This is a genomic window from Novilysobacter viscosus (assembly GCF_046600715.1).
GTDB classification, from domain to species: domain Bacteria; phylum Pseudomonadota; class Gammaproteobacteria; order Xanthomonadales; family Xanthomonadaceae; genus Lysobacter_C; species Lysobacter_C viscosus.
Window position 1 is genome coordinate 39,301 of sequence record NZ_JBJMAV010000010.1, and the last position, 17,642, is coordinate 56,942.

The window sequence follows — 17,642 nt, forward strand, 5'->3', positions numbered from 1 at the left end:
TGGCCGGGCCTTCGTGGAGGCCCGGCCTTGATCGTTTTCCATCTTGAGGAGAGGCAAGTGAAGTGTCCCAAGTGCAACCTGCAAATGAGCGCGCTGATGTGCGAGGGCGTGGAAATCGACCGGTGTCCCGGCTGCGCCGGCCTGTGGTTCGACGCCTTCGAGCATGAGCAGCTCAAGGAGCTGGGTGGAGCGGATACGTTGGATTCCGCGCCCGGATCCACGCCGGTGCAGCAGGCCGGTGCGACTCCCTGCCCCAGGTGCCGGCAGCCGATGATCCAGATGGTCGTTGCCGGCCAGCCGCACATCGCATACGAGTCCTGTGGCGTGTGCCACGGCGTCTTCTTCGACGCGGGGGAGTTCAACGACTTCCGCGAGGAGACGTTCGGCGAGAAGCTGCGCGCGACCTTCGGCGTCGCCCGTTCAACCGGTGGCTGAGCAGCCGCAGTCCGTCGTAGCGGGCGCAACTCCAGTATCGGCGCCCTGCCCGCGGGCGCGCACGGCTCCCAGGAACCATGGACGAATCCAGCATCGCCCGTTACATCCTCGATCGCTTCCCCGGCATCGTGCCGGTGCAGGCCTGGGGTGAAACCTCCTTCTTCTACAACCCGGGCCGCGCACTTCCGCGCGGGGTCTACTTCGCCACCCTGAAGTCCAGCGATGGCGACAACGACCGTGCCTCGCAGCTGGACCGCCCGTCCGTGTTCCGCCTCAACATCGGGGTGGGCAAGGCCATCTACCGGTCCCTGTTCGGCGCCCCGCCGGGGCGACCGGCCGCGGGGGGCGTGGTCGACACGGCGCACGACTTCACCGCCCTGGACACGGTGTTGCCGCACCCGGTCTACGGCTGGATGTCGTGGGTCTGCGTGCTCAACCCGGGGCCGGCCACGTTCGAGTCGGTCAAGCCGCTGCTGGCCGAGGCCCATGGCCTGGCCGAGCAGAAGTTCCGCAAGCGCCTGGGGGCGGCGGGGGGAGTACGTTCAATGCGGCCGACGGTCACCTGATCGGCAGCGCTCGCGTCCCATGCACGCCACCGTGCACGTGTGTGTCAAAAGGAGTCATCCAATGAAGGTCAAACGCATCGTCGCCAACCTCGCGGCCGGACAGCCCGAACAGGCCGATGGCTTCTACCGCGGGATCCTCGGCCTGGATCTGGCCATGGACCACGGCTGGATCCGTACCTACGCCGGCGCATCGCGCTCGACCGTGCAGGTCAGCATTGCTTCGCAAGGGGGTTCGGACACCGCGGTACCGGATCTTTCCATCGAGGTGGATGACCTGGATGAGGCGTTGCGACGGGTGCGCGACGCGGGCATCGCCCTGGAGTACGGACCGGCGATCGAACCCTGGGGCGTGCGGCGGTTCTATGTACGCGACCCGCTCGGCAACCTGGTCAACATCCTCCAGCATGGCTAGTGCCTGGGGATGCGCGCGGGTGCGTCGAGGCCACCGCAATGACCTGCACGCACACGGCCGGGAGGACCCGTCGTGATGCTCTACCTTGCGGCACTGCTGGTTGCGCTGCTGGGCCTGGCCCATTCGGTGCTGGGCGAGCGCTACATCCTGGTACGCCTGTTCCGTCGCGACCTGCCCAAGCTGTTCGGCGGCCCCGACTTCACCCGTCGCACCCTGCGCTTTGCCTGGCACCTGACAACGCTGCTGGCATGGACCCTGGCCGCCCTGCTGGTGCAGATCGCAGGCCCGCATTCGCCAAGCTCGCTGGCCGCGTCGATCGGTTGGGCGCTACTCGCCTGCGGCCTGCTGCCGCTGGTCATCACGCGTGGCCGCCACATCTCCTGGCTGGTGCTGTTCGCGGCGGGCGCCCTGTGCCTTGCGTGGGCCGCGCAATGAGGACGGTCCCGGTTGCGGCCAACCTCCGGCCCGCCATTGGAAGACTCCGTCCATGCGGGCGCGGGGGCGAAGCGTGCACGCTTCAGTAACGGCCATGTGGCGGGAATTCCAGGCGCTGGCACCGTCGACTGCGGGGCCGGAGCCGGCGATATCGTCGTGGCACTTCTGCGACAACCCGCACGATGCCGACGAATGCGCACGACTCACGCTGGCGGGTCGCAAACGCGCCACCGCGCCTTCGCGGTGGTCGTTCGAGCACGCCGGCGAGCCGCTGCCCCGCGTCGGCGACCTGCACGTGGTCACCAACTGGGCCGGCGAAGCCCAGTGCATCATCCGCATCACCGCCGTGGAGATCGTGCCCTTCGACGGGGTCACTGCCGACCACGCCCGCGCCGAGGGCGAAGGTGACGGCACGCTGGCGTGGTGGCGCGAGGCCCATTGGGCGTACTACCAGCGCGAGCTGGCCGGCAGCGGCCACCCGCCGCGGCCGGACATGCCGATCGTGTTCGAGTGGTTCGAATGCGTACATCCCGTTGCAACCCCTGGCAGCGGTACAGCCGAACAGAAAGAGGATTGATGATGACCTTCACCGCGAAACGCTACGCATTGGGCACGCTGCTTGCCGTCGCAGTGGCGACAGCGGGGTGTGCCGGCACGCGACACGAAGACGCCACTGCCTCCGCGGTGAACTTCATCGTGGTGCGGCATGCCGAAAAAGCGCCCGCTGGGGAGGACCCGGGCCTGACCGCTGCGGGCCTGGCACGGGCGGAACGCCTGGCCGATGCGCTGGCCGCGCGTCCGGTGGTCGCCGCCTACGCCACCGACTACCGGCGGACCCGGCAGACCGCGGCGCCGACGGCGCGCCGCCACGGCCTTGGGATCGACATCTACGACGCCCGGCGACCCGCTGACGGGTTCGCGCGCGAATTGCGCGAAAGGCACCCCCAGGGCGACGTGCTGGTGGTGGGTCACAGCAATACCGCGCCCGACATCGCCGCGGCGCTGTGCGGCTGCCCGGTCGCGGCCATGGCCGAATCGGAGTACGGGCGGCAGATGGTGGTCAGGGTCGGCACGGACGGCAGCGCCACGCTGGATGTCTCGGGCGACCCGTGATGGCCACGGCGTTTCCGAAATGGACCGGCACCACCGCCGCGCTCCGCGTCCAGCAGCTGGAGCTGGCCGGTCGCGTGTCGCTGGTTGACCGCCTGCCCCGCCGGCTGTCCACGGTTGCGGGTCTGGATGTCGGCTTCGAGGACGGTGGGACCGTAACGCGCGCGGCGGCGGTGCTGATCGGCGCGCGCACGGGCGAGGTGGTCGAACAGCACGTCGTGCGGACCCCAACGCGGATGCCCTACATCCCGGGTTACCTCAGCTTTCGCGAACTCCCGGCCCTGCTGGAGGTGCTGGCGCTGCTGTCGACGCCACCCGACCTGGTGTTCGTCGACGGACAGGGCGTGGCGCATCCCCGTGGCCTGGGTGTTGCTGCACACCTGGGGGTGGAAACTGGACTGGCAACGATCGGGGTCGCCAAGACGGTGCTGGTGGGCGAGTACGAGGAACCCGGCCCGGTCCCGGGGGACCACTCGCCGCTGCTGCTGGACGGCCTGCGCATCGGCACGGCGCTGCGCAGCAAGCTGCGGTGCCGCCCGCTGATCGTGTCGCCCGGCCATCGCGTCAGCCACGCCACCGCGGTCAAGCACGTGATGGCGCGGTTGGCCGGTTACCGCCTGCCGGAACCGACCCGCCTTGCCGATCGGCTGGCGTCGCGACGCGGTGCAACTGCAGGCGTGTGATCAGGTACCAGCCCGGCTTGCGGGCCAGCGGCATGGCAGCCCGGAACCGATCGGTTTCGCCGGAAACTGAATTGGCAGGATTTGTCAATACCCCGTGAGTGGACTATGTTGGAGCCACGCCCGTGCGGACGTGCACGGGTTGTTTGCAACAATCCAGGGGGAAATCGATGAACATCTCGGCACGAAGCTTGCCGTTCCTGCTGCTGCTCGGGGTCGCGGCGCAGGCCCAGGCACAGGATCCCAATGCCTGCCCCCAGCTGCCCGTCGATTCGGGCCTGGCATGGCAACACCAGAATGCAGGTGACTCCGAGTTCTGCCGCGCGCTGCGCGCGGATGGATCGGAGGCCTTCGGCATGGTGATCGGGCGCGATTCGCCGTTCGATCCGGACCGCAGCAACCGCGAAGAGACCGGTCGCATCGACGGCCGCGAGGTGCAGTGGTACCGGGCTGAGATCGCGCTCAAGCCGGGCGTGCAGGCGCGCGAGACGCTGGTGCGGCTGGCCGACGGCCGGGTCGCCCACATCTGGCTGCAGGCCCGCTCGGACGACGCGCTGGTCGAGGCCTTCGGCCAGGCCGAGGCCCTGCGTTTCGGCGCGCGACGCGATACACAGGTGGTGGCCGGGCAGTAGCCTCCGCTTCCACCCAGCCGCAATGGACGGGCCATGTCGCAGGACATGGCCCTTGTTGTTTCTGGATCGCGTCGCTTGCTGGAGTTGCGTTGCGGACCGGGCCACCACGGCAGGCTGGGGTGCCCGCCTGCGGATCCGTCCGACCACCAGCGAAGTTCCCTTGCCTCGATCGGTCGGCGGGCTCGATCGCGTGCCCGTCGCTGCCCCAACGGGTCAGAACCGGCCTTCGCGGAAATCCACGAACGCCTGCATCAGTTCCTCGCGGGTATTCATCACGAATGGTCCGTGCCGGGCGACAGGCTCGCGCAGCGGGCGGCCGGCGACGAGGATCAGGCGCGCACCGGTCTCATCCGCACGCAGCGACAGGCGGCTGCCACCGCCCAGTACCGCCAACGCCTGCACCGGCAGCGGACGCGCATCGTCGCCCTCGCCCAGCACGACCCCGCCCTCGTAGGCATAGGCGAAGACGTTGTGGCCATCGGGCAGCGCGCACTCCCACGAGGCGCCGGGCTCCAGCGCGATGTCGAGATACAGTGGCGCGGTGGCCGGCTGGACGATCGGGCCGGTGACGCCCTCGACCTGGCCGGCGATGACCTTGACCGATACGCCGGGCGCCGGGGTGACCTGAGGAATGCAATCGGGCGCGAACTCCTGGTAGCGCGGCGCGGTCATCTTGTCGCGCGCGGGCAGGTTGACCCAGAGCTGGAACCCGCGCATGCGGCCGGCCTCCTGCTCGGGCATCTCCGAGTGCACCAGCCCGCGGCCGGCAGTCATCCACTGCACGCTGCCGGGCACCAGCACGCCCTCGTTGCCGTGGTTGTCCTTGTGGCGCATGCGCCCGTCCAGCATGTAGGTCACGGTCTCGAAACCGCGGTGCGGGTGGTCGGGGAAACCGGCCAGGTAGTCCTCGGGGCGGTCGGTGCCGAACTCGTCCAGCAGCAGGAACGGATCAAGGTCCGGCAGCTGCGGGCTACCGATCACGCGGGTCAATTTCACGCCCGCCCCGTCTGACGCGGGCATGCCGTGCACGGTGCGGGTGATGCGGGCGGCCGGGGCGATCGCGTTCATTGGCAGGCTCCTTTCGGGCAGGTGCCACGTGGGCAGGCTCCAAGGATGGTGCCGCCCGGCGGCGACGCCAGCGGGTACCGGCGCAAACCTGTGTTCCATGCCGGAAACGCAGGCGCCGCGTCACTGCCGGTGCGCCAGGCGACTGCCCCGTCAGCGACGGGTCAAGCGCCAGCAGCGGTGGATGCGCGGATTGCGCTCGAAATCGACCGGGATGGTGGCCGCCGAGATGTCCTCGACATGCGCGAACTCCGACACCGCAGCCTCGTCCAGCTTGAAGCGGCGGAAGTTGTTGGAGAAGTACAGCACGCCATCGCGCGCCAGCCTCGCCACCGCCGCGCGCAGCAGCGGCACGTGCGCGGCCTGGATGTCGAAATCGTTGGCGCGCTTGGAGTTGGAGAACGTGGGCGGATCGCAGAACACCAGGTCGTACTCGGCGCTGTCGGCCTGCAGCCACGCCAGTGCATCGGCCTGCACCAGCCGGTGGCGGGCCCCACCGAATCCGTTTTCCTGCAGGTTGTCGGCGCACCACTGCAGATAGGTGGCCGAGAGATCGACCGTGGTCGTCTGCCGGGCACGGCCGCCGGCGGCATGCACGGTCGCCGCGCCGGTATAGCCGAACAGGTTGAGGAAGCGGGTGTCCTCGGCTTCCTCGGCAATGCGCAGGCGCAGGGGCCTGTGGTCCAGGAACAGGCCGGTGTCGAGATGGTCGAACAGGTTGACCCGCAGGCGCACGTCGCCCTCGCGCACCACCAGCATGCCCTGCCCGGTGCGCGCGCCCCCGACGTCGGCGTACTTGCTGCCGCCCTTGCCACGGGCGCGGGTCTTGAGCGCGACGCGCTCGTGCGGCACGCCGAACACGTCGCGCGCCGCCGACAGCAGCTCGTTGAGGCGACGGCGCTGGTCGGCTTCGGGCACGGTGGCGGGCGCGGCGTACTCCTGCACGTGCAACCACGGGCCGGCCCCGCTTTCACCCTCGGACGGGTTGTCAGGCTGGTAGACGTCGATGGCCGCGGAGTACTCGGGCAGGTCGGCGTCGTAGGCGCGGAAACAGGTGATGCCCTCGCGCTGGCGCCAGGCCTTGAGCTTGCGCAGGTTGCGGCGCAGCCGGTTGGCGACCATCTGGGCGCCTTCGCTCAGCGGCGGCGCGGCGTGCTTGCCGGCGGCGCCGGTGGTGGACTCGGCCCGCGCAGTCGCGATCGGATCGCACACGATCAGCGTGCACTCCAGCGCGCCGTTGAAGACCTGGTAGCGCTTGCCTGCGCGAAGGCCCGTCGCGCGCGCGAGTTCGCCATCGCCGCACAACAGGCTGGCGCGCCAGTCCGGCACGGCGCGGCGCAGGGCGTCGCCGAGCGCACGGTAGAGCGCCGGATCGGCGGCGAGGCGCGCGTCGTAGGGCGGGTTGCTGACAACCAGACCGGGGGGGCTGGCGGCGGGCGCGGTTGCGGGTAAGGAGGCCACAGGTGGCTGCCCCGGTTCGGGGTCCCCGCTCGGATCGGGAACCGGGGACGCCGTCGTGGCCTTCTCTTTCGCTCGCGACCACGGGCTGTCCACGGCCGCGGCGGGAAGGCTGCCTTCCGGCGTCGCCGGGGTCACGCTTTCGCTGGCATGCGGCTCCCGGGGTCGCGGCGCGTCCGAGGCCGTGTCGTCGTCCGGGCCTTGCAATACGGAAGGATCCCCGTGGCTGCCGGCGTGACCGTCGCCGGGCACGTTGCCGGACACCGAGCCCGCATGCAGCGTCCCGATATCCCCCACCTCCCAGTCGATGACGCCGGCCAACCCGGCCATCACCGCGTTTTCCTGCGCGGCGCGGATCGCGTGGGGGTCGAGATCGCGACCGGAGAACACCCGGCGCAGCGAGGCCATGCCCACGCGCTCGCGGCCACGCGCCCTGGTGACGATCAGGTCCCACGCCGCCTCGTCGAACCCCCGCCACCGCGATGGCAGGCGGTCGGCGTAACGCTGCAGCCCGGGCGCGACATCCGCGGCCATCAGCGCGCCCTCGATCAACAGCGTGCCGCTGCCGCACATCGGATCCAGCAGCCCGCCGCCCTGCCCGTACACCTCCAGCCAGCGGCCGCGCATCAGCACGCACGCGGCCAGGGTTTCCTTGAGCGGCGCCTCGCCCTGCTTCTGGCGCCAGCCGCGCCGGTGCAGGGGGCCGCCGCCGAGGTCGACCGACAGGATCGCCCGGCCCTTGCGCACCACCAGGTTGAGGCGCAGGTCGGGGCTGTCGAGGTCGACATCCGGTCGCGCGCCGCTCGAAGCGCGCATCACGTCCACCACCGCGTCCTTGACCCGCTGGGCGGCGAAACGCGCATGGGTGATGCCCGTGCCCGATACGTGTGCATCCACCGCCAGCGTGTGGCCGGCGGCCAGGTGGTCGGGCCACGCCAGCGCGGCGGCACCGGTGTACAGCGCGAGTTCGTCGGCGCATTCGAAATCGGTCAGCGGCCACAGCACGCGGCTGGCCAGGCGCGAGTGCATCACCGCGCGCTGGGCGTCGACCAGGGTGCCTTCCGCGTTCACGCCGCTGACGGTGGCGGTGGCGCGCGTGCACCCCAGCGCGATCAGCTCGTCGGCGAGGAGGTATTCGAGGCCTTTGCCGCAGCTTGCGAAGAATTTCACTTGGGGCTTCCGGTGGTGGAGCAGTGGTGGTGGTCTGGATGTGGCTGGAACGGTCGGGTCTTGAGACTCCCCACCTTCCCCTGACCCTGGCGGGGTGGGAGCTGCCCCGTCAGAGCCCGGCGAGCAAGGCGGCGAAGGCATCCGCACTGGCGTCCACGTGGCCGGAAAGGCGATGGCTGTCCGCGACCATCAGCAAACGCGCGTCGCGGCCCCGCGCCCATTCGACGACGTGCTCGGCGGGAATCAGCTCGTCGTGCCAGCCGTGGATGACCGACGTCGGCACGCGTGCGGCGTCCAGCGGGTGGGCGCGGTCCAGGCGGATCGGCGGCGCCATGAGGAACAGGGCGGCGACGGGCACCCGCAACGACACCCAGCCGGAAACGAACGCCCCCAGGCTCGAGCCGGCGAGCACCAGCGGTCCGCGCGCGGCGGCAGCGTGGGCACGTTCAAGCAGGCGTTCACGGCGCGCGGCGACGTCGCCCAGCTCGCTGACCTCGCGCATGGCGTCCAGGTCGGTGTAGTCGGGACGCTCGTGGGTCCAGCCCATGCGCTGCGCCGCGTCGGCCAACGCGGTGACCTTGGTGGCGTCGGGGCCGCTTTCGAAACCGTGGGAGAGGATGCAGTGTCCGCGCATGGTCGACCGGGTGGTGGGTGCCCGGAACCGCGGGCGGAATGGAGGCTCAGGCGTCCTGCAGGCCATCCGCGCTGACCGCGTCGCCCAGGCGGATGCCGCCGCCCTCCAGTACACGCGCACACAAGCCGCCCATCCCGCGCATCGCGTTGTAGCCGCCCGCGCCCAGCGCAGTCTCCATGCGCGAGCACGGGTCGCATGCGTCGGTGCCTTCCAGCAGCACCTCGCCGATCCGGAACCGCCGGCCTACCAGGGCGACCAGCGGCACGCCCGACACGACCAGGTTGCGGCGCAGCAGGGCCGGCTCGACACGGTCATGGCCCGACAGGGCCGCGATCGCGGGCAGGTGCTCGGCCTGGATCAGGGTCACGCCGCGCTTGCCACTGCCGCCCCGGTAGCGGTCGCCGCTCAAGCCGCCGCCGGATTCCGCATCGACCCGGTCGAGCTCGCGCATGGCCACGTCCCGCGCCGGGCGCACGCCGATCCAGTCGACCCGTCCGGGCCGGGGCAGCGTCGCCATCAGGCGGCCCAGTTCGGAGTCGGCGGGCGGCAGCTTCACACGGGGCTCCGGGCAGGCGGGACGGGGCGCGATGGTAGCATCCGGGCCCATGCTGCCCGACCTGCCGCCGCCCGCCGTGGACGTGCTTTACGACCCGCTTCCGTACGAATCGCGGCTGGACGCGCGGCCCCTGTCGCAGGTCGACCTGGTCGTCATCCACTGCACCGAGGTGCCGGACCTGGCACGATCGCGCCGATTCGGCGAGGAGGTGCTCTACCCCGCCTCCGGCACCGGCAACAGCGGCCACTACTACGTCGACCGCGACGGCAGCCTGCACCAGTACGTGTCGGCCGACCGCGCCGCCAACCACACGCGCGGCTACAACCCGCGTTCGGTCGGGATCGAGCTGGTCAACACCGGGCGCTATCCCAACTGGCTGGATTCGCGACACCAGGCCATGCTCGAGCCGTACACCGACGCGCAGATCGCCTCGCTCATCGCGCTGCTCCAGCGCCTGCGCGCCGAGTTGCCGGGCCTGCGCTTCATCGCGGGGCACGAGGACCTGGACACCACCACGGTGGAAGCCACGGACGACCCCAGCGTGCAAGTCCACCGAAAGCGCGACCCGGGGCCGCTGTTCCCTTGGCGGCAGGTGCTGGACGCAGTGCCGCTGCAACGCCTGCAGCCCTGATCGCGGACCCGGGGCTGCAGGGGGCGGCCGCTATACTGCGCGGCCCCGCCGCCCTGCCCCGCCCCCATGACGCCACCCCCCTCCGAGCCCGGCCTGCCCCTGCACGAGCCTGTCGTCCACGAACTGGTCGAACTGCTCTCGCTGGAGCGGCTGGAGGACAACCTGTTCCGGGGCCAGAGCCGCGACATCGGCACCAAGTACGTGTTCGGCGGCCAGGTGCTGGGACAGGCGCTGTCCGCTGCGCAAGCCACGATGACCACGCCGCGCGGCGCGCATTCGCTGCATGCCTATTTCCTGAAGGCCGGCGACATCGAAGCGCCGATCGTGTACCAGGTCGACCGCACGCGGGATGGCGGGAGCTTCTCGGTGCGCCGGGTCACCGCGATCCAGCACGGCCAGCCGATCTTCTTCCTGGCCGCCTCGTTCCAGCGCAGCGAGGGCGGCGGCGAACACCAGCTGTCGATGCCCGAAGTGCCGGGGCCGGAGGACATCGACCCCGCCCCCGCGGTACCCGACAAGGTGATGGCCACGTTGCCGGGCAAGGTCCAGCGCTGGCTGTCGCGGCAGGGGCCGTTCGAATTCCGCCACGTCTACCCGCGCGACGAGCTGCGTCCACCCAAGCGCCCGCCCTACCAGCAGGTCTGGTTCCGGCTGAGCGAACGCGTGGGCGACGCGCCCGAGCTGCACCGTGCGCTGCTGGCCTACGCCAGCGATTTCCACCTGCTGGGCACGGCCACGTTCCCGCACGGGATCAGCTACTACCAGCCCGACGTGCAGATGGCGTCGCTGGACCACGCGCTGTGGTTCCACCGCCCGTTCCGGGCCGATGAATGGCTGCTCTACTCGATCGACAGCCCCAGCGCCCAGGGCGCGCGCGGGCTGGCCCGGGGGCAGATCTACGACCGCCAGGGCCGCCTGGTGGCCAGCACAGCGCAGGAAGGCCTGATCCGCGTGGTGGACGGCGCCAAGGCGGCCGGCCCCATGCCGGCAAAGGGCTGAGGGCCGCCGATGCGCCAGGTCTTCAGCAGCCCCCGGCTGGAAAACGTCGAGAAGGTCGCGCGCCTGCTGGAGGACGCCGGCATCGAGGCCCGCATCACCGATGGCCGCTCCTACAAGGGCAACCGCCGTCGCAACTTCAGCTACGGCGGCGCGGGTGCCGACGCCAAGCCGGCGGTCTGGGTGGTGCGGTCCGACGACCAGATCCGCGCCCGCACGCTGCTGCGTGACGCCGGGCTGCTTGACTCCACCCGCCCCACCGACAGTTACCTGGCGCCGACGTTCCGCGCAGAGCCGGCGGCGGGTCCGCGCAAGCCGGGCATCCAGAGCCGCGCGATGCGCATCAAGCTGGTGCTGCTGGGCGGCATTGCCATCGGCGTGGCCTTCATGGTCCACCACATGCTGACCAATCGCCCGCCCCAGCAGGAGGCCGCGGGGCCGTTCGACGGCAGCATTTCGCCGACGCTGCTGCCGGTGGCCCGGGCGGTGTTCGAGCACGAACTGCCATCGGCGCGGTTGCCCACGGTGTGCCTGGCCATCGACGGCAAGGATGCGCCGCAGGCGATGCTCGAGGCGCTGTACCGACAGGGGAGGGTGGTCGCGCCGGCGTCGGCGTGCATCCGCAACCCCGACGAGGACCGCGGCAGCTACCACCTGGCCAGCGGGCGGGAAGCGCTGATGCTCGACATCGCACGTTTCCGCCCCACCGCACCCGACGCCGGCGAGGTGGAGTACATCGCGTACCACCACCGCATGTTCGGCGACTACAAGACGCTGCGGGTGCAGCGGGTCGACGGCCGCTGGCAGGTCACCGGGGTCGTGCGCCACGTCTCCAGCTGACCGGCGGCGTTCGCGGTCACATCCGCGACGGGCGCCCGTCATTGGCGGCAACATCCGGAGCGTGCCAGGCAGACCACCATGACAACTCTCCGCTTCCCCGTTGCCGCCGGCGCCCCCGGCGCCCCCGGCGCCCTCACCGATGTCGAGGCGGTCATCAGCCAGCACCTGCCCGCCGCCGCGCAGGGCGACGCGCGGGCCTACGGCCGGATCGTCGCGGCCTGCCAGAACCCGATCACCGCGATCGCCCTGGCCATCGTGCGCGACGTCCCCGCCAGCCAGGACATCGCCCAGGACGCCTTCATCAGCGCATGGCGGCACCTGCAACGGCTGCAGAACCCGTCGAGCTTCCTGCCCTGGCTGCGCCAGATCACCCGCAACCTCGCCCGCGACCACCTGCGCGCACGGGTGCGTGGCGGCGGGCCGGTTGACGATGCCGAGGGTGTAATCGAAGCGGCCGCCGACCCCGGCCTGGACCCCCTGCAACAGGCGATGGCGGACGAGCGCCAGGCGATGGCGGTCGAACTCATCTCCGCCCTGCCCGAGGACAGCCGCGAAGTGCTGTTGCTGTACTACCGCGAAGGCCAGCGATCGCAACAGGTCGCGGCGCTGCTGGGCCTGAGCGACGCGGCCGTCCGCAAGCGGCTTTCGCGGGCGCGGGCGACGGTGCGCGGGGAGCTGCTGGCACGCTTCGGTGAATTCTCCCGCAGCACCGCACCCTCGGCCGCCTTTGCCAGCGCCGTAACCACCGCGCTGCTGCTGGCCAGCCCGCCGGCAGCCGCCGCCGGCCTACTGACCGTGGGTGCGGCCGCAGGCGCGAAGACCGCCGGCAAGCTGCTGCTGGGCGCTGCCGGCAGCATCGGCTTCGCGCTGGTCGCGGCGATCGCGGGGGTCTACCTGGGCCTGCGCCGCCAGTTGCGGGGCGCCATCGACACGGCGGAACGCCATGCCCTCATTCGCAGCGCGGTGGTGTGCGCCCTGGCGTCGGTGGGATTCGCTGTCGGCATCACCGTGGTGGCCGCCCGCAGCGACGGCTGGCAGTGGCCGGTGGCGACCACGGCGGTGTTCATGGCGACCGTCCTCTGGCAGTCGATGGTGGTGCAGCCGCGCGTGCTGCGGCGCCGGCATGCGCACGAGGCCTCGCTGGATCCGTCCGGCGCCGCACGCAGGCGCAGGCGCGAGAAGGCAATCGCCTGGCTGGGCGCGGTGGTGGGCGTGACCGCGGGCACCGGCGGCCTGGTGGTGGGGCTGATGGCCTCCGGGCGGCTCTGACGCAGTCGAACCGATTCGACCCACGCCGCCGGCCAGAAAAAAAAGACCCGCGCCGGATGCGGCGCGGGTCGGGTCAAGCAAAGACTTGGCGGTCAGCGGTGCGTACGGTGCTGGAGGTCCGTCGCGACCAGGTAGCCGTCGCGGTCCTCGTCCATGAAGGCGAACATCCTGGCAATGCGCGGCAGGCCGGTCTCCACTTCAGCGCGGCTCAGGCGTCCATCGCCGTCTGCGTCGGCAGCGGCGAATTTCTGCTGCATGCGCTCGCTGTGGCGGGCCTGCATTTCGGCGCGGTGTACCTGCGCGGACGCCATGAGTTCGCTGCGGACCAGGTAGCCGTCCTGGTTGCGGTCGGCCGCGTCGAAGCGCGCCGCGAGGCGTTCGTTGCCGGCCGCTTCCAGCTTGCTGATGCGTCCATCGCCATCGGCGTCGAGCTTGAGCACCTGGCCCATGCCGCCACCGCGGTATCCGCCATGGCCGCGCGCATGTCCACGCTTCTTCCACTGCGGGCGCTCGCTGGCGTCGATGCGGCCGTCGCCGTTCGCGTCCATGGTGTCGAAACGGGCGGCCAAGCGCGGGTGCGCCGCCGCCTCTGCGCGGTCGATCGCGCCATCGCCATTGCTGTCGATCCTGGCAATGGGGTGCCCCCGCTCGGACTTGCCGCCCGGGACGTCGTGCGGCGCGGCCACGGCCACGCCCGCCAGTGCGGCGGCAATGGCCGCGGTCAGGAAGGTGTAACGGTTCATGCACGTCTCCGAGGGGGCGCGGCGTTGCGCCATTGCAGGGGAAACGTCCGCCGCGCGCCGGGGTTGACCGGGGCGGGATCATGTTCAGCCCGCAGCCGGCGCATGGCAGCGCCCCGCGCGGGCGCTATGCTCCGGGCATGGGCAACACGCCGGACACAGAAGAGCTGCGCCTGTTCCATACCGGCGAGCATCCGTGCGGCTACTGGCCGGAGCGGCAGGCCCGCGACCTGGTCCTCGATCCGCGCGACCCGCGCCTCCCGCAGTGGTACCCGCAGGCACTGGAATGGGGGTTCCGCCGCTCGGGCGACATCGTCTACCGCCCGCACTGCCGCCGGTGCCGTGCGTGCACCGCAGTGCGGATCCCGGTTGAGCGCTTCAGGCCCGACCGTGCGCAGCGGCGCTGCCTGGCTCGCAACCGGGGCGTATCCATGCGCGTGCAGCAGCCGGTACGCGGCGATGAACACCTGGCGCTCTATCGCCGTTACCTGGCCGCGCGGCATGCCGGCGGAGGCATGGACGGGCACGGCGCGGTGGAGTTCGAGCAGTTCCTGATCGGCAGCTGGAGCGACAGCCGCTTCCTGGAGCTGCGCGAGGACGGGCGCCTGCTGGCCGTGGCGGTCACCGACCGGGCCGAGTCGGCACTGTCGGCGGTCTATACCTTCTTCGACCCGGACCCGGCGCTGGCACCGCGCGGGCTGGGAACGCTGGCGATCCTGCTGCAGATCCAATGGGCCCGGCGCGAGGACCTGGCGCACCTCTACCTGGGCTACTGGATCGACGGGCACGGCAAGATGGACTACAAGCGCCGCTTCCGGCCGCTGGAACGGTTCGACGGTCGCAACTGGCGCGATTTCGACGAGGCACACTCGCCATGACGTTCCGTCCGTGGCCCGCGCTGGCCGCCCTGATCGCCGCGCTGGCCCTGCCGGGCTGCCTGCGGGTCAATGTCCATGGCGATCCCGATGCCTACATCCGTTCCATGACGCCGCTGCGGGTGGCGACCTACAACACGTCGCTCTACGACGAGCGCGCCGGTGGCCTCGTGCGCCGCCTTCGCGACGGCGACGCACGCGCCTCGGCGGTTGCGGCGGTACTGCAGCGCGTGCGGCCGGACATCGTGCTGCTCAACGAGTTCGACCACGACGCCGCCCACCAGGCCGCCGACCTGTTCCAGCAGCGCTACCTGGCCGTGCCACAGGCCGGCGGCGGCGATGCGATCCACTACCCGTACCGCTACCTCGCGCCGGTCAATACCGGCGTGCCCAGCGGCCTGGACCTGGACCGCGACGGACAGGCCAGGACAGGCGACAGCGGCGATCGCGCGCGCGGCAACGATGCCTGGGGCTACGGACTGCACCCGGGCCAGTACGGGATGCTGGTGCTGTCGCGCTTTCCGATCGACGTGCAGGCGGTGCGTACCTTCCAGAAGCTGAAATGGAGCGCGATGCCGGATGCGCGCCAACCCATCGATCCCGTAACCGGCCGGCCGTGGTACCCGGCGGCGGTGTGGTCGCAGCTGCGGCTGTCATCCAAGTCGCACTGGGACGTGCCGGTGCGCACGCCGCGCGGCACCCTGCACCTGCTGGCCTCGCACCCCACCCCGCCGGTGTTCGACGGCCCGGAAGACCGCAACGGCGCGCGCAACCACGACGAAATCCGTCTGTGGCGCGAGTACCTGTCGGCACCCAACGCGAGTTGGCTGTGCGACGACAGCGGCACCTGCGGCGGGCTTCCCGCCGACGCGACCTTCGTCATTGCCGGTGACCTCAACGCCGACCCGCACGACGGGGACGGCCACCGCGGGGCGATCCGGGGCCTGCTGTCGCACCCGCGGGTCAACGACGCGGTCGTGCCCCGGAGCGTTGGTGCCACGGTCGCGGCGGCCGGTCATGGACTGCAGCGCGTCGGCGACACCGGCAGCCACACCGGTGATTTCGGGCCACGGGTGGGCACGTTGCGGCTGGACTACGTGCTGCCGTCAAGCGACCTGCTGCCCATCGGCTCCGGGGTCCATTGGCCCCCGCCGGGTGCGCCTGAAGCCGAGGCGGCCAACGCCAGCGACCATCGACTGGTCTGGGTCGACCTGCTGATGCCGCGCTGAGGCGTTCGTTCCCGGGTCGGGAGCCGGACAGCCATTAACCTCGCAGCGGCTCGCCCCCCCGCACGGGGCTACTTCGCCGTTTTCTTGCGGGCCTTGCCGGCAGCGCTCTTGGCACCCGTGCGTCCCGCAGTCTTTCCCGCCCTGGCCTTGGCGCCCTTGCCCGCGGGCGCCTTCGCAGCCGGCTTCCGGGCCCCGGCGCCCTTCTTCTTCGAGTCCGCTTCCTCGCCTGCCGGCTTCTTGGCCGCAACGCCAAGCCCCGAGGCGGCCGCGGCGTCGGCGGCGACCACGGGCACCCCCTCATCCACCGGCGCGATGCGCGGACCGAAACCGAACGCCTCGTCGCCGCGCGCCGACACCACCATGCGGACCATGCTGGTGGGGACCATCAACTCGATGTCGACCGCCTGGCCCTGCTCGGTGTGTCCCGCCAGCGTCATCTCCACCAGCGCGCCGCCGGTGTCGATCTCCCGGCACAGGATGTGGGGCCCGGCCTTGCCGTCGTGGAGGTACGCTTTCGCGGCCTCGCCCAGCGCTTCCAGCGCCTGCGGGAAGAAATAGACGGCGTAGCCGTTGTGGTCTTTCATCGGAACTCCAGGAAAAGGGGAAGCGGTCAGGCCAGTTCGACGCGCAGGGCGCTTGCGGCCTCCCGCGCATGGGACCGCGCCGTGTCCACGTCGGCGCCGGGAGCAAGTGTCACCGCGACCCGGCGCTGGCCGTCCACGCGCGGCTTGCCGAACAACCGCAAGTCTGATCCCGGGCGTGCGAGCGCGGCGTCGACGCAGGAGAACACGGGCACGCCCTGGCCTTCGACCAGCACCGCGCACGAGGCCGCCACGGTCTTGAGAGGCACATTGCCGTCGGCATCGACCGACAGCGGCAGGCCGAGGATCGCCCGGGCATGCAGGGCGAATTCGCTCAGCTCCTGCGAGGCCAGGGTCACCAGTCCGGTGTCGTGCGGGCGCGGCGAGACTTCCGAAAACCAGACCTCGTCACCCTTCACGAACAGTTCGACCCCGAACACGCCCCAGCCGCCGAGGTCATCGGTGATCGCGCGCGCCACCGCTTGCGCGCGCTCCAGCGCCAGCGGCGACATCGGTTGCGGTTGCCAGCTTTCGCGGTAGTCGCCGTCGCGCTGCAGGTGGCCGATGGGCGCGCAGAACGCGGTGCCGCCGGCATGGCGCACCGTCAGCAGGGTGATCTCGTAGTCGAAGTCGACGAAGCCCTCCACGATCACCCGCCCCGCACCGGCGCGGCCGCCACTCTGCGCGTAGTTCCAGGCAGGATCGATGTCCGCTGCGCCCCGCACCAGGCTCTGGCCCTTGCCCGAGGACGACATCACCGGTTTGACGACACACGGCAGGCCCACCTCGGCCACCGCGTCGCGGTACTGCTCGAGGGTATCGACGAAGCGGTACGTGGACGTGGGGAGGCCCAGCGTCTCGGCCGCCAACCGGCGGATGCCCTCGCGGTCCATGGTCAGCCACGCCGCGCGCGCCGTGGGTATGACGCGGGCGTCGTGGCCGTCGCGCTGGAACCCGGCCTCCATCTCCACCAGTGTCCGGGTGTGGATGGCCTCGATCTCGGGCACCACCAGGTGCGGGCGCTCGGCTTCCACCAGCGCGCGCACCGCCTCGGCATCGAGCATGTCCAGTACGTGGCAGCGGTGGGCGACCTGCATGGCCGGCGCGTTCGCGTAGCGATCGGCCGCGATCACCTCGACCCCGAATCGCTGCAGCTCGATCGCCACTTCCTTGCCGAGTTCGCCCGCGCCCAGCAGCAGGACGCGGAAAGCGTGCGGGGACAGCGGGGTACCGAGCGTGGTCATCGGGGCTCCGGGCAATCGGGCGTGCGAACAGGCCGCGTAGTCTACCGCCGCGCCAATGCCCCCTTCTGGAACGCACGACGGCCG

21 protein-coding genes are annotated in these 17,642 nt (G+C 71.1%); 14 read left to right on the forward strand and 7 right to left on the reverse strand.

What is annotated here, in order from left to right; translation table 11 throughout:
• Nucleotides 1–57 precede the first annotated feature (57 nt).
• The 8 genes from ACJQWL_RS12700 (at nucleotide 58) to ACJQWL_RS12735 (ending at nucleotide 4,270) form a co-directional block, all read left to right on the forward strand.
• Nucleotides 58–435 (forward strand): zf-TFIIB domain-containing protein, encoded by a 378-nt coding sequence (locus ACJQWL_RS12700; protein WP_330968471.1) that lies wholly within the window; start codon nucleotides 58–60, stop codon nucleotides 433–435.
• Nucleotides 436–512: 77 nt separating this feature from the next.
• Nucleotides 513–1,001: a DUF6194 family protein gene (locus ACJQWL_RS12705; protein WP_330968472.1), complete on the forward strand. Its 489-nt coding sequence runs from the start codon at nucleotides 513–515 to the stop codon at nucleotides 999–1,001.
• A 61-nt stretch (nucleotides 1,002–1,062) separates the two neighbouring features.
• Nucleotides 1,063–1,413 (forward strand): VOC family protein, encoded by a 351-nt coding sequence (locus ACJQWL_RS12710; RefSeq protein WP_330968473.1) that lies wholly within the window; start codon nucleotides 1,063–1,065, stop codon nucleotides 1,411–1,413.
• A gap of 75 nt (nucleotides 1,414–1,488) precedes the next feature.
• Nucleotides 1,489–1,848: a hypothetical protein gene (locus tag ACJQWL_RS12715; protein WP_411300939.1), complete on the forward strand. Its 360-nt coding sequence runs from the start codon at nucleotides 1,489–1,491 to the stop codon at nucleotides 1,846–1,848.
• Nucleotides 1,849–1,942: 94 nt separating this feature from the next.
• Nucleotides 1,943–2,425: an ASCH domain-containing protein gene (locus tag ACJQWL_RS12720; RefSeq protein ID WP_330968475.1), complete on the forward strand. Its 483-nt coding sequence runs from the start codon at nucleotides 1,943–1,945 to the stop codon at nucleotides 2,423–2,425.
• A 2-nt stretch (nucleotides 2,426–2,427) separates the two neighbouring features.
• On the forward strand, nucleotides 2,428–2,961 hold the full coding sequence (locus ACJQWL_RS12725) for a SixA phosphatase family protein (RefSeq protein ID WP_330968476.1): 534 nt from the start codon (nucleotides 2,428–2,430) through the stop codon (nucleotides 2,959–2,961).
• Nucleotides 2,961–3,641: a deoxyribonuclease V gene (gene nfi / locus ACJQWL_RS12730; protein WP_330968477.1), complete on the forward strand. Its 681-nt coding sequence runs from the start codon at nucleotides 2,961–2,963 to the stop codon at nucleotides 3,639–3,641. The genes ACJQWL_RS12725 and nfi overlap by 1 nt, the downstream gene beginning before the upstream one ends.
• A 167-nt stretch (nucleotides 3,642–3,808) precedes the next feature.
• Nucleotides 3,809–4,270 carry a hypothetical protein gene (locus tag ACJQWL_RS12735; RefSeq protein ID WP_330968478.1) on the forward strand — a complete coding sequence of 154 codons (462 nt, stop codon included), beginning with the start codon at nucleotides 3,809–3,811 and terminating at the stop codon, nucleotides 4,268–4,270.
• Nucleotides 4,271–4,483: 213 nt separating this feature from the next.
• Here the strand turns inward: ACJQWL_RS12735 and ACJQWL_RS12740 are convergent, their stop codons facing one another.
• From ACJQWL_RS12740 to ACJQWL_RS12755, 4 genes are all read right to left on the reverse strand, one after another.
• Entirely contained in the window at nucleotides 4,484–5,338 is an 855-nt protein-coding gene (locus ACJQWL_RS12740) for a pirin family protein (protein ID WP_330968479.1), read from the reverse strand.
• Nucleotides 5,339–5,488: 150 nt separating this feature from the next.
• Complete coding sequence (gene rlmKL, locus ACJQWL_RS12745) at nucleotides 5,489–7,963, reverse strand: bifunctional 23S rRNA (guanine(2069)-N(7))-methyltransferase RlmK/23S rRNA (guanine(2445)-N(2))-methyltransferase RlmL (protein WP_330968480.1); 2,475 nt, start codon at nucleotides 7,961–7,963, stop codon at nucleotides 5,489–5,491.
• A 109-nt stretch (nucleotides 7,964–8,072) separates the two neighbouring features.
• On the reverse strand, nucleotides 8,073–8,597 hold the full coding sequence (locus tag ACJQWL_RS12750) for an alpha/beta hydrolase (RefSeq protein ID WP_330968481.1): 525 nt from the start codon (nucleotides 8,595–8,597) through the stop codon (nucleotides 8,073–8,075).
• A gap of 46 nt (nucleotides 8,598–8,643) precedes the next feature.
• A complete protein-coding gene (locus tag ACJQWL_RS12755; protein WP_411300942.1) occupies nucleotides 8,644–9,114 on the reverse strand; it encodes an MOSC domain-containing protein in 471 nt (156 codons plus the stop codon).
• 91 nt (nucleotides 9,115–9,205) lie between these two features.
• Between ACJQWL_RS12755 and ACJQWL_RS12760 the strand changes: the two genes are divergently transcribed.
• The 4 genes from ACJQWL_RS12760 (at nucleotide 9,206) to ACJQWL_RS12775 (ending at nucleotide 12,889) form a co-directional block, all read left to right on the forward strand.
• Nucleotides 9,206–9,784: an N-acetylmuramoyl-L-alanine amidase gene (locus ACJQWL_RS12760; RefSeq protein WP_411300943.1), complete on the forward strand. Its 579-nt coding sequence runs from the start codon at nucleotides 9,206–9,208 to the stop codon at nucleotides 9,782–9,784.
• A 66-nt stretch (nucleotides 9,785–9,850) separates the two neighbouring features.
• Complete coding sequence (gene tesB, locus ACJQWL_RS12765; RefSeq protein WP_330968484.1) at nucleotides 9,851–10,783, forward strand: acyl-CoA thioesterase II; 933 nt, start codon at nucleotides 9,851–9,853, stop codon at nucleotides 10,781–10,783.
• Between the two features lie 9 nt (nucleotides 10,784–10,792).
• On the forward strand, nucleotides 10,793–11,620 hold the full coding sequence (locus ACJQWL_RS12770; protein ID WP_330968485.1) for a putative signal transducing protein: 828 nt from the start codon (nucleotides 10,793–10,795) through the stop codon (nucleotides 11,618–11,620).
• A 78-nt stretch (nucleotides 11,621–11,698) separates the two neighbouring features.
• Nucleotides 11,699–12,889 (forward strand): RNA polymerase sigma factor, encoded by a 1,191-nt coding sequence (locus ACJQWL_RS12775; RefSeq protein ID WP_330968486.1) that lies wholly within the window; start codon nucleotides 11,699–11,701, stop codon nucleotides 12,887–12,889.
• Between the two features lie 92 nt (nucleotides 12,890–12,981).
• On the opposite strand, the gene ACJQWL_RS12780 is transcribed toward ACJQWL_RS12775, so the two are convergent.
• Nucleotides 12,982–13,632: an EF-hand domain-containing protein gene (locus tag ACJQWL_RS12780; protein ID WP_330968487.1), complete on the reverse strand. Its 651-nt coding sequence runs from the start codon at nucleotides 13,630–13,632 to the stop codon at nucleotides 12,982–12,984.
• 80 nt (nucleotides 13,633–13,712) lie between these two features.
• Here ACJQWL_RS12780 and ACJQWL_RS12785 point away from each other — a divergent pair, with 80 nt between their 5' ends.
• Entirely contained in the window at nucleotides 13,713–14,507 is a 795-nt protein-coding gene (locus tag ACJQWL_RS12785; RefSeq protein WP_411300940.1) for an arginyltransferase, read from the forward strand.
• Nucleotides 14,504–15,733, forward strand: coding sequence for an endonuclease/exonuclease/phosphatase family protein (locus ACJQWL_RS12790; RefSeq protein WP_330968488.1), 1,230 nt, complete (start codon nucleotides 14,504–14,506; stop codon nucleotides 15,731–15,733). Before ACJQWL_RS12785 ends, ACJQWL_RS12790 begins: the two co-directional genes overlap by 4 nt.
• A 68-nt stretch (nucleotides 15,734–15,801) precedes the next feature.
• Here the strand turns inward: ACJQWL_RS12790 and ACJQWL_RS12795 are convergent, their stop codons facing one another.
• Both ACJQWL_RS12795 and purT read right to left on the reverse strand, forming a co-directional pair.
• Nucleotides 15,802–16,317, reverse strand: a complete 516-nt coding sequence (locus ACJQWL_RS12795) for a hypothetical protein (RefSeq protein WP_330968489.1) — start codon at nucleotides 16,315–16,317, stop codon at nucleotides 15,802–15,804.
• A gap of 26 nt (nucleotides 16,318–16,343) precedes the next feature.
• The gene (gene purT, locus ACJQWL_RS12800) at nucleotides 16,344–17,558 is read right to left on the reverse strand and encodes a formate-dependent phosphoribosylglycinamide formyltransferase (RefSeq protein WP_330968490.1); all 1,215 of its coding nucleotides are present in this window, start codon (nucleotides 17,556–17,558) and stop codon (nucleotides 16,344–16,346) included.
• Nucleotides 17,559–17,642: the final 84 nt, after the last annotated feature.

Coding starts and splice junctions, on each gene's coding strand:
- ACJQWL_RS12785 (WP_411300940.1), top strand. CDS start 13,713: ATGTTCAGCCCGCAGCCGGCGCATGGCAGCGCCCCGCGCGGGCGCTAT.
- ACJQWL_RS12725 (WP_330968476.1), top strand. CDS start 2,428: ATGACCTTCACCGCGAAACGCTACGCATTGGGCACGCTGCTTGCCGTC.
- ACJQWL_RS12710 (WP_330968473.1), top strand. CDS start 1,063: ATGAAGGTCAAACGCATCGTCGCCAACCTCGCGGCCGGACAGCCCGAA.
- purT (WP_330968490.1), bottom strand. CDS start 17,558: ATGACCACGCTCGGTACCCCGCTGTCCCCGCACGCTTTCCGCGTCCTG.
- ACJQWL_RS12780 (WP_330968487.1), bottom strand. CDS start 13,632: ATGAACCGTTACACCTTCCTGACCGCGGCCATTGCCGCCGCACTGGCG.
- ACJQWL_RS12770 (WP_330968485.1), top strand. CDS start 10,793: ATGCGCCAGGTCTTCAGCAGCCCCCGGCTGGAAAACGTCGAGAAGGTC.
- ACJQWL_RS12790 (WP_330968488.1), top strand. CDS start 14,504: ATGACGTTCCGTCCGTGGCCCGCGCTGGCCGCCCTGATCGCCGCGCTG.
- nfi (WP_330968477.1), top strand. CDS start 2,961: ATGGCCACGGCGTTTCCGAAATGGACCGGCACCACCGCCGCGCTCCGC.
- ACJQWL_RS12750 (WP_330968481.1), bottom strand. CDS start 8,597: ATGCGCGGACACTGCATCCTCTCCCACGGTTTCGAAAGCGGCCCCGAC.
- tesB (WP_330968484.1), top strand. CDS start 9,851: ATGACGCCACCCCCCTCCGAGCCCGGCCTGCCCCTGCACGAGCCTGTC.
- ACJQWL_RS12715 (WP_411300939.1), top strand. CDS start 1,489: ATGCTCTACCTTGCGGCACTGCTGGTTGCGCTGCTGGGCCTGGCCCAT.
- ACJQWL_RS12795 (WP_330968489.1), bottom strand. CDS start 16,317: ATGAAAGACCACAACGGCTACGCCGTCTATTTCTTCCCGCAGGCGCTG.
- ACJQWL_RS12740 (WP_330968479.1), bottom strand. CDS start 5,338: ATGAACGCGATCGCCCCGGCCGCCCGCATCACCCGCACCGTGCACGGC.
- ACJQWL_RS12705 (WP_330968472.1), top strand. CDS start 513: ATGGACGAATCCAGCATCGCCCGTTACATCCTCGATCGCTTCCCCGGC.
- ACJQWL_RS12775 (WP_330968486.1), top strand. CDS start 11,699: ATGACAACTCTCCGCTTCCCCGTTGCCGCCGGCGCCCCCGGCGCCCCC.
- ACJQWL_RS12720 (WP_330968475.1), top strand. CDS start 1,943: ATGTGGCGGGAATTCCAGGCGCTGGCACCGTCGACTGCGGGGCCGGAG.
- ACJQWL_RS12755 (WP_411300942.1), bottom strand. CDS start 9,114: ATGGCGACGCTGCCCCGGCCCGGACGGGTCGACTGGATCGGCGTGCGC.
- ACJQWL_RS12735 (WP_330968478.1), top strand. CDS start 3,809: ATGAACATCTCGGCACGAAGCTTGCCGTTCCTGCTGCTGCTCGGGGTC.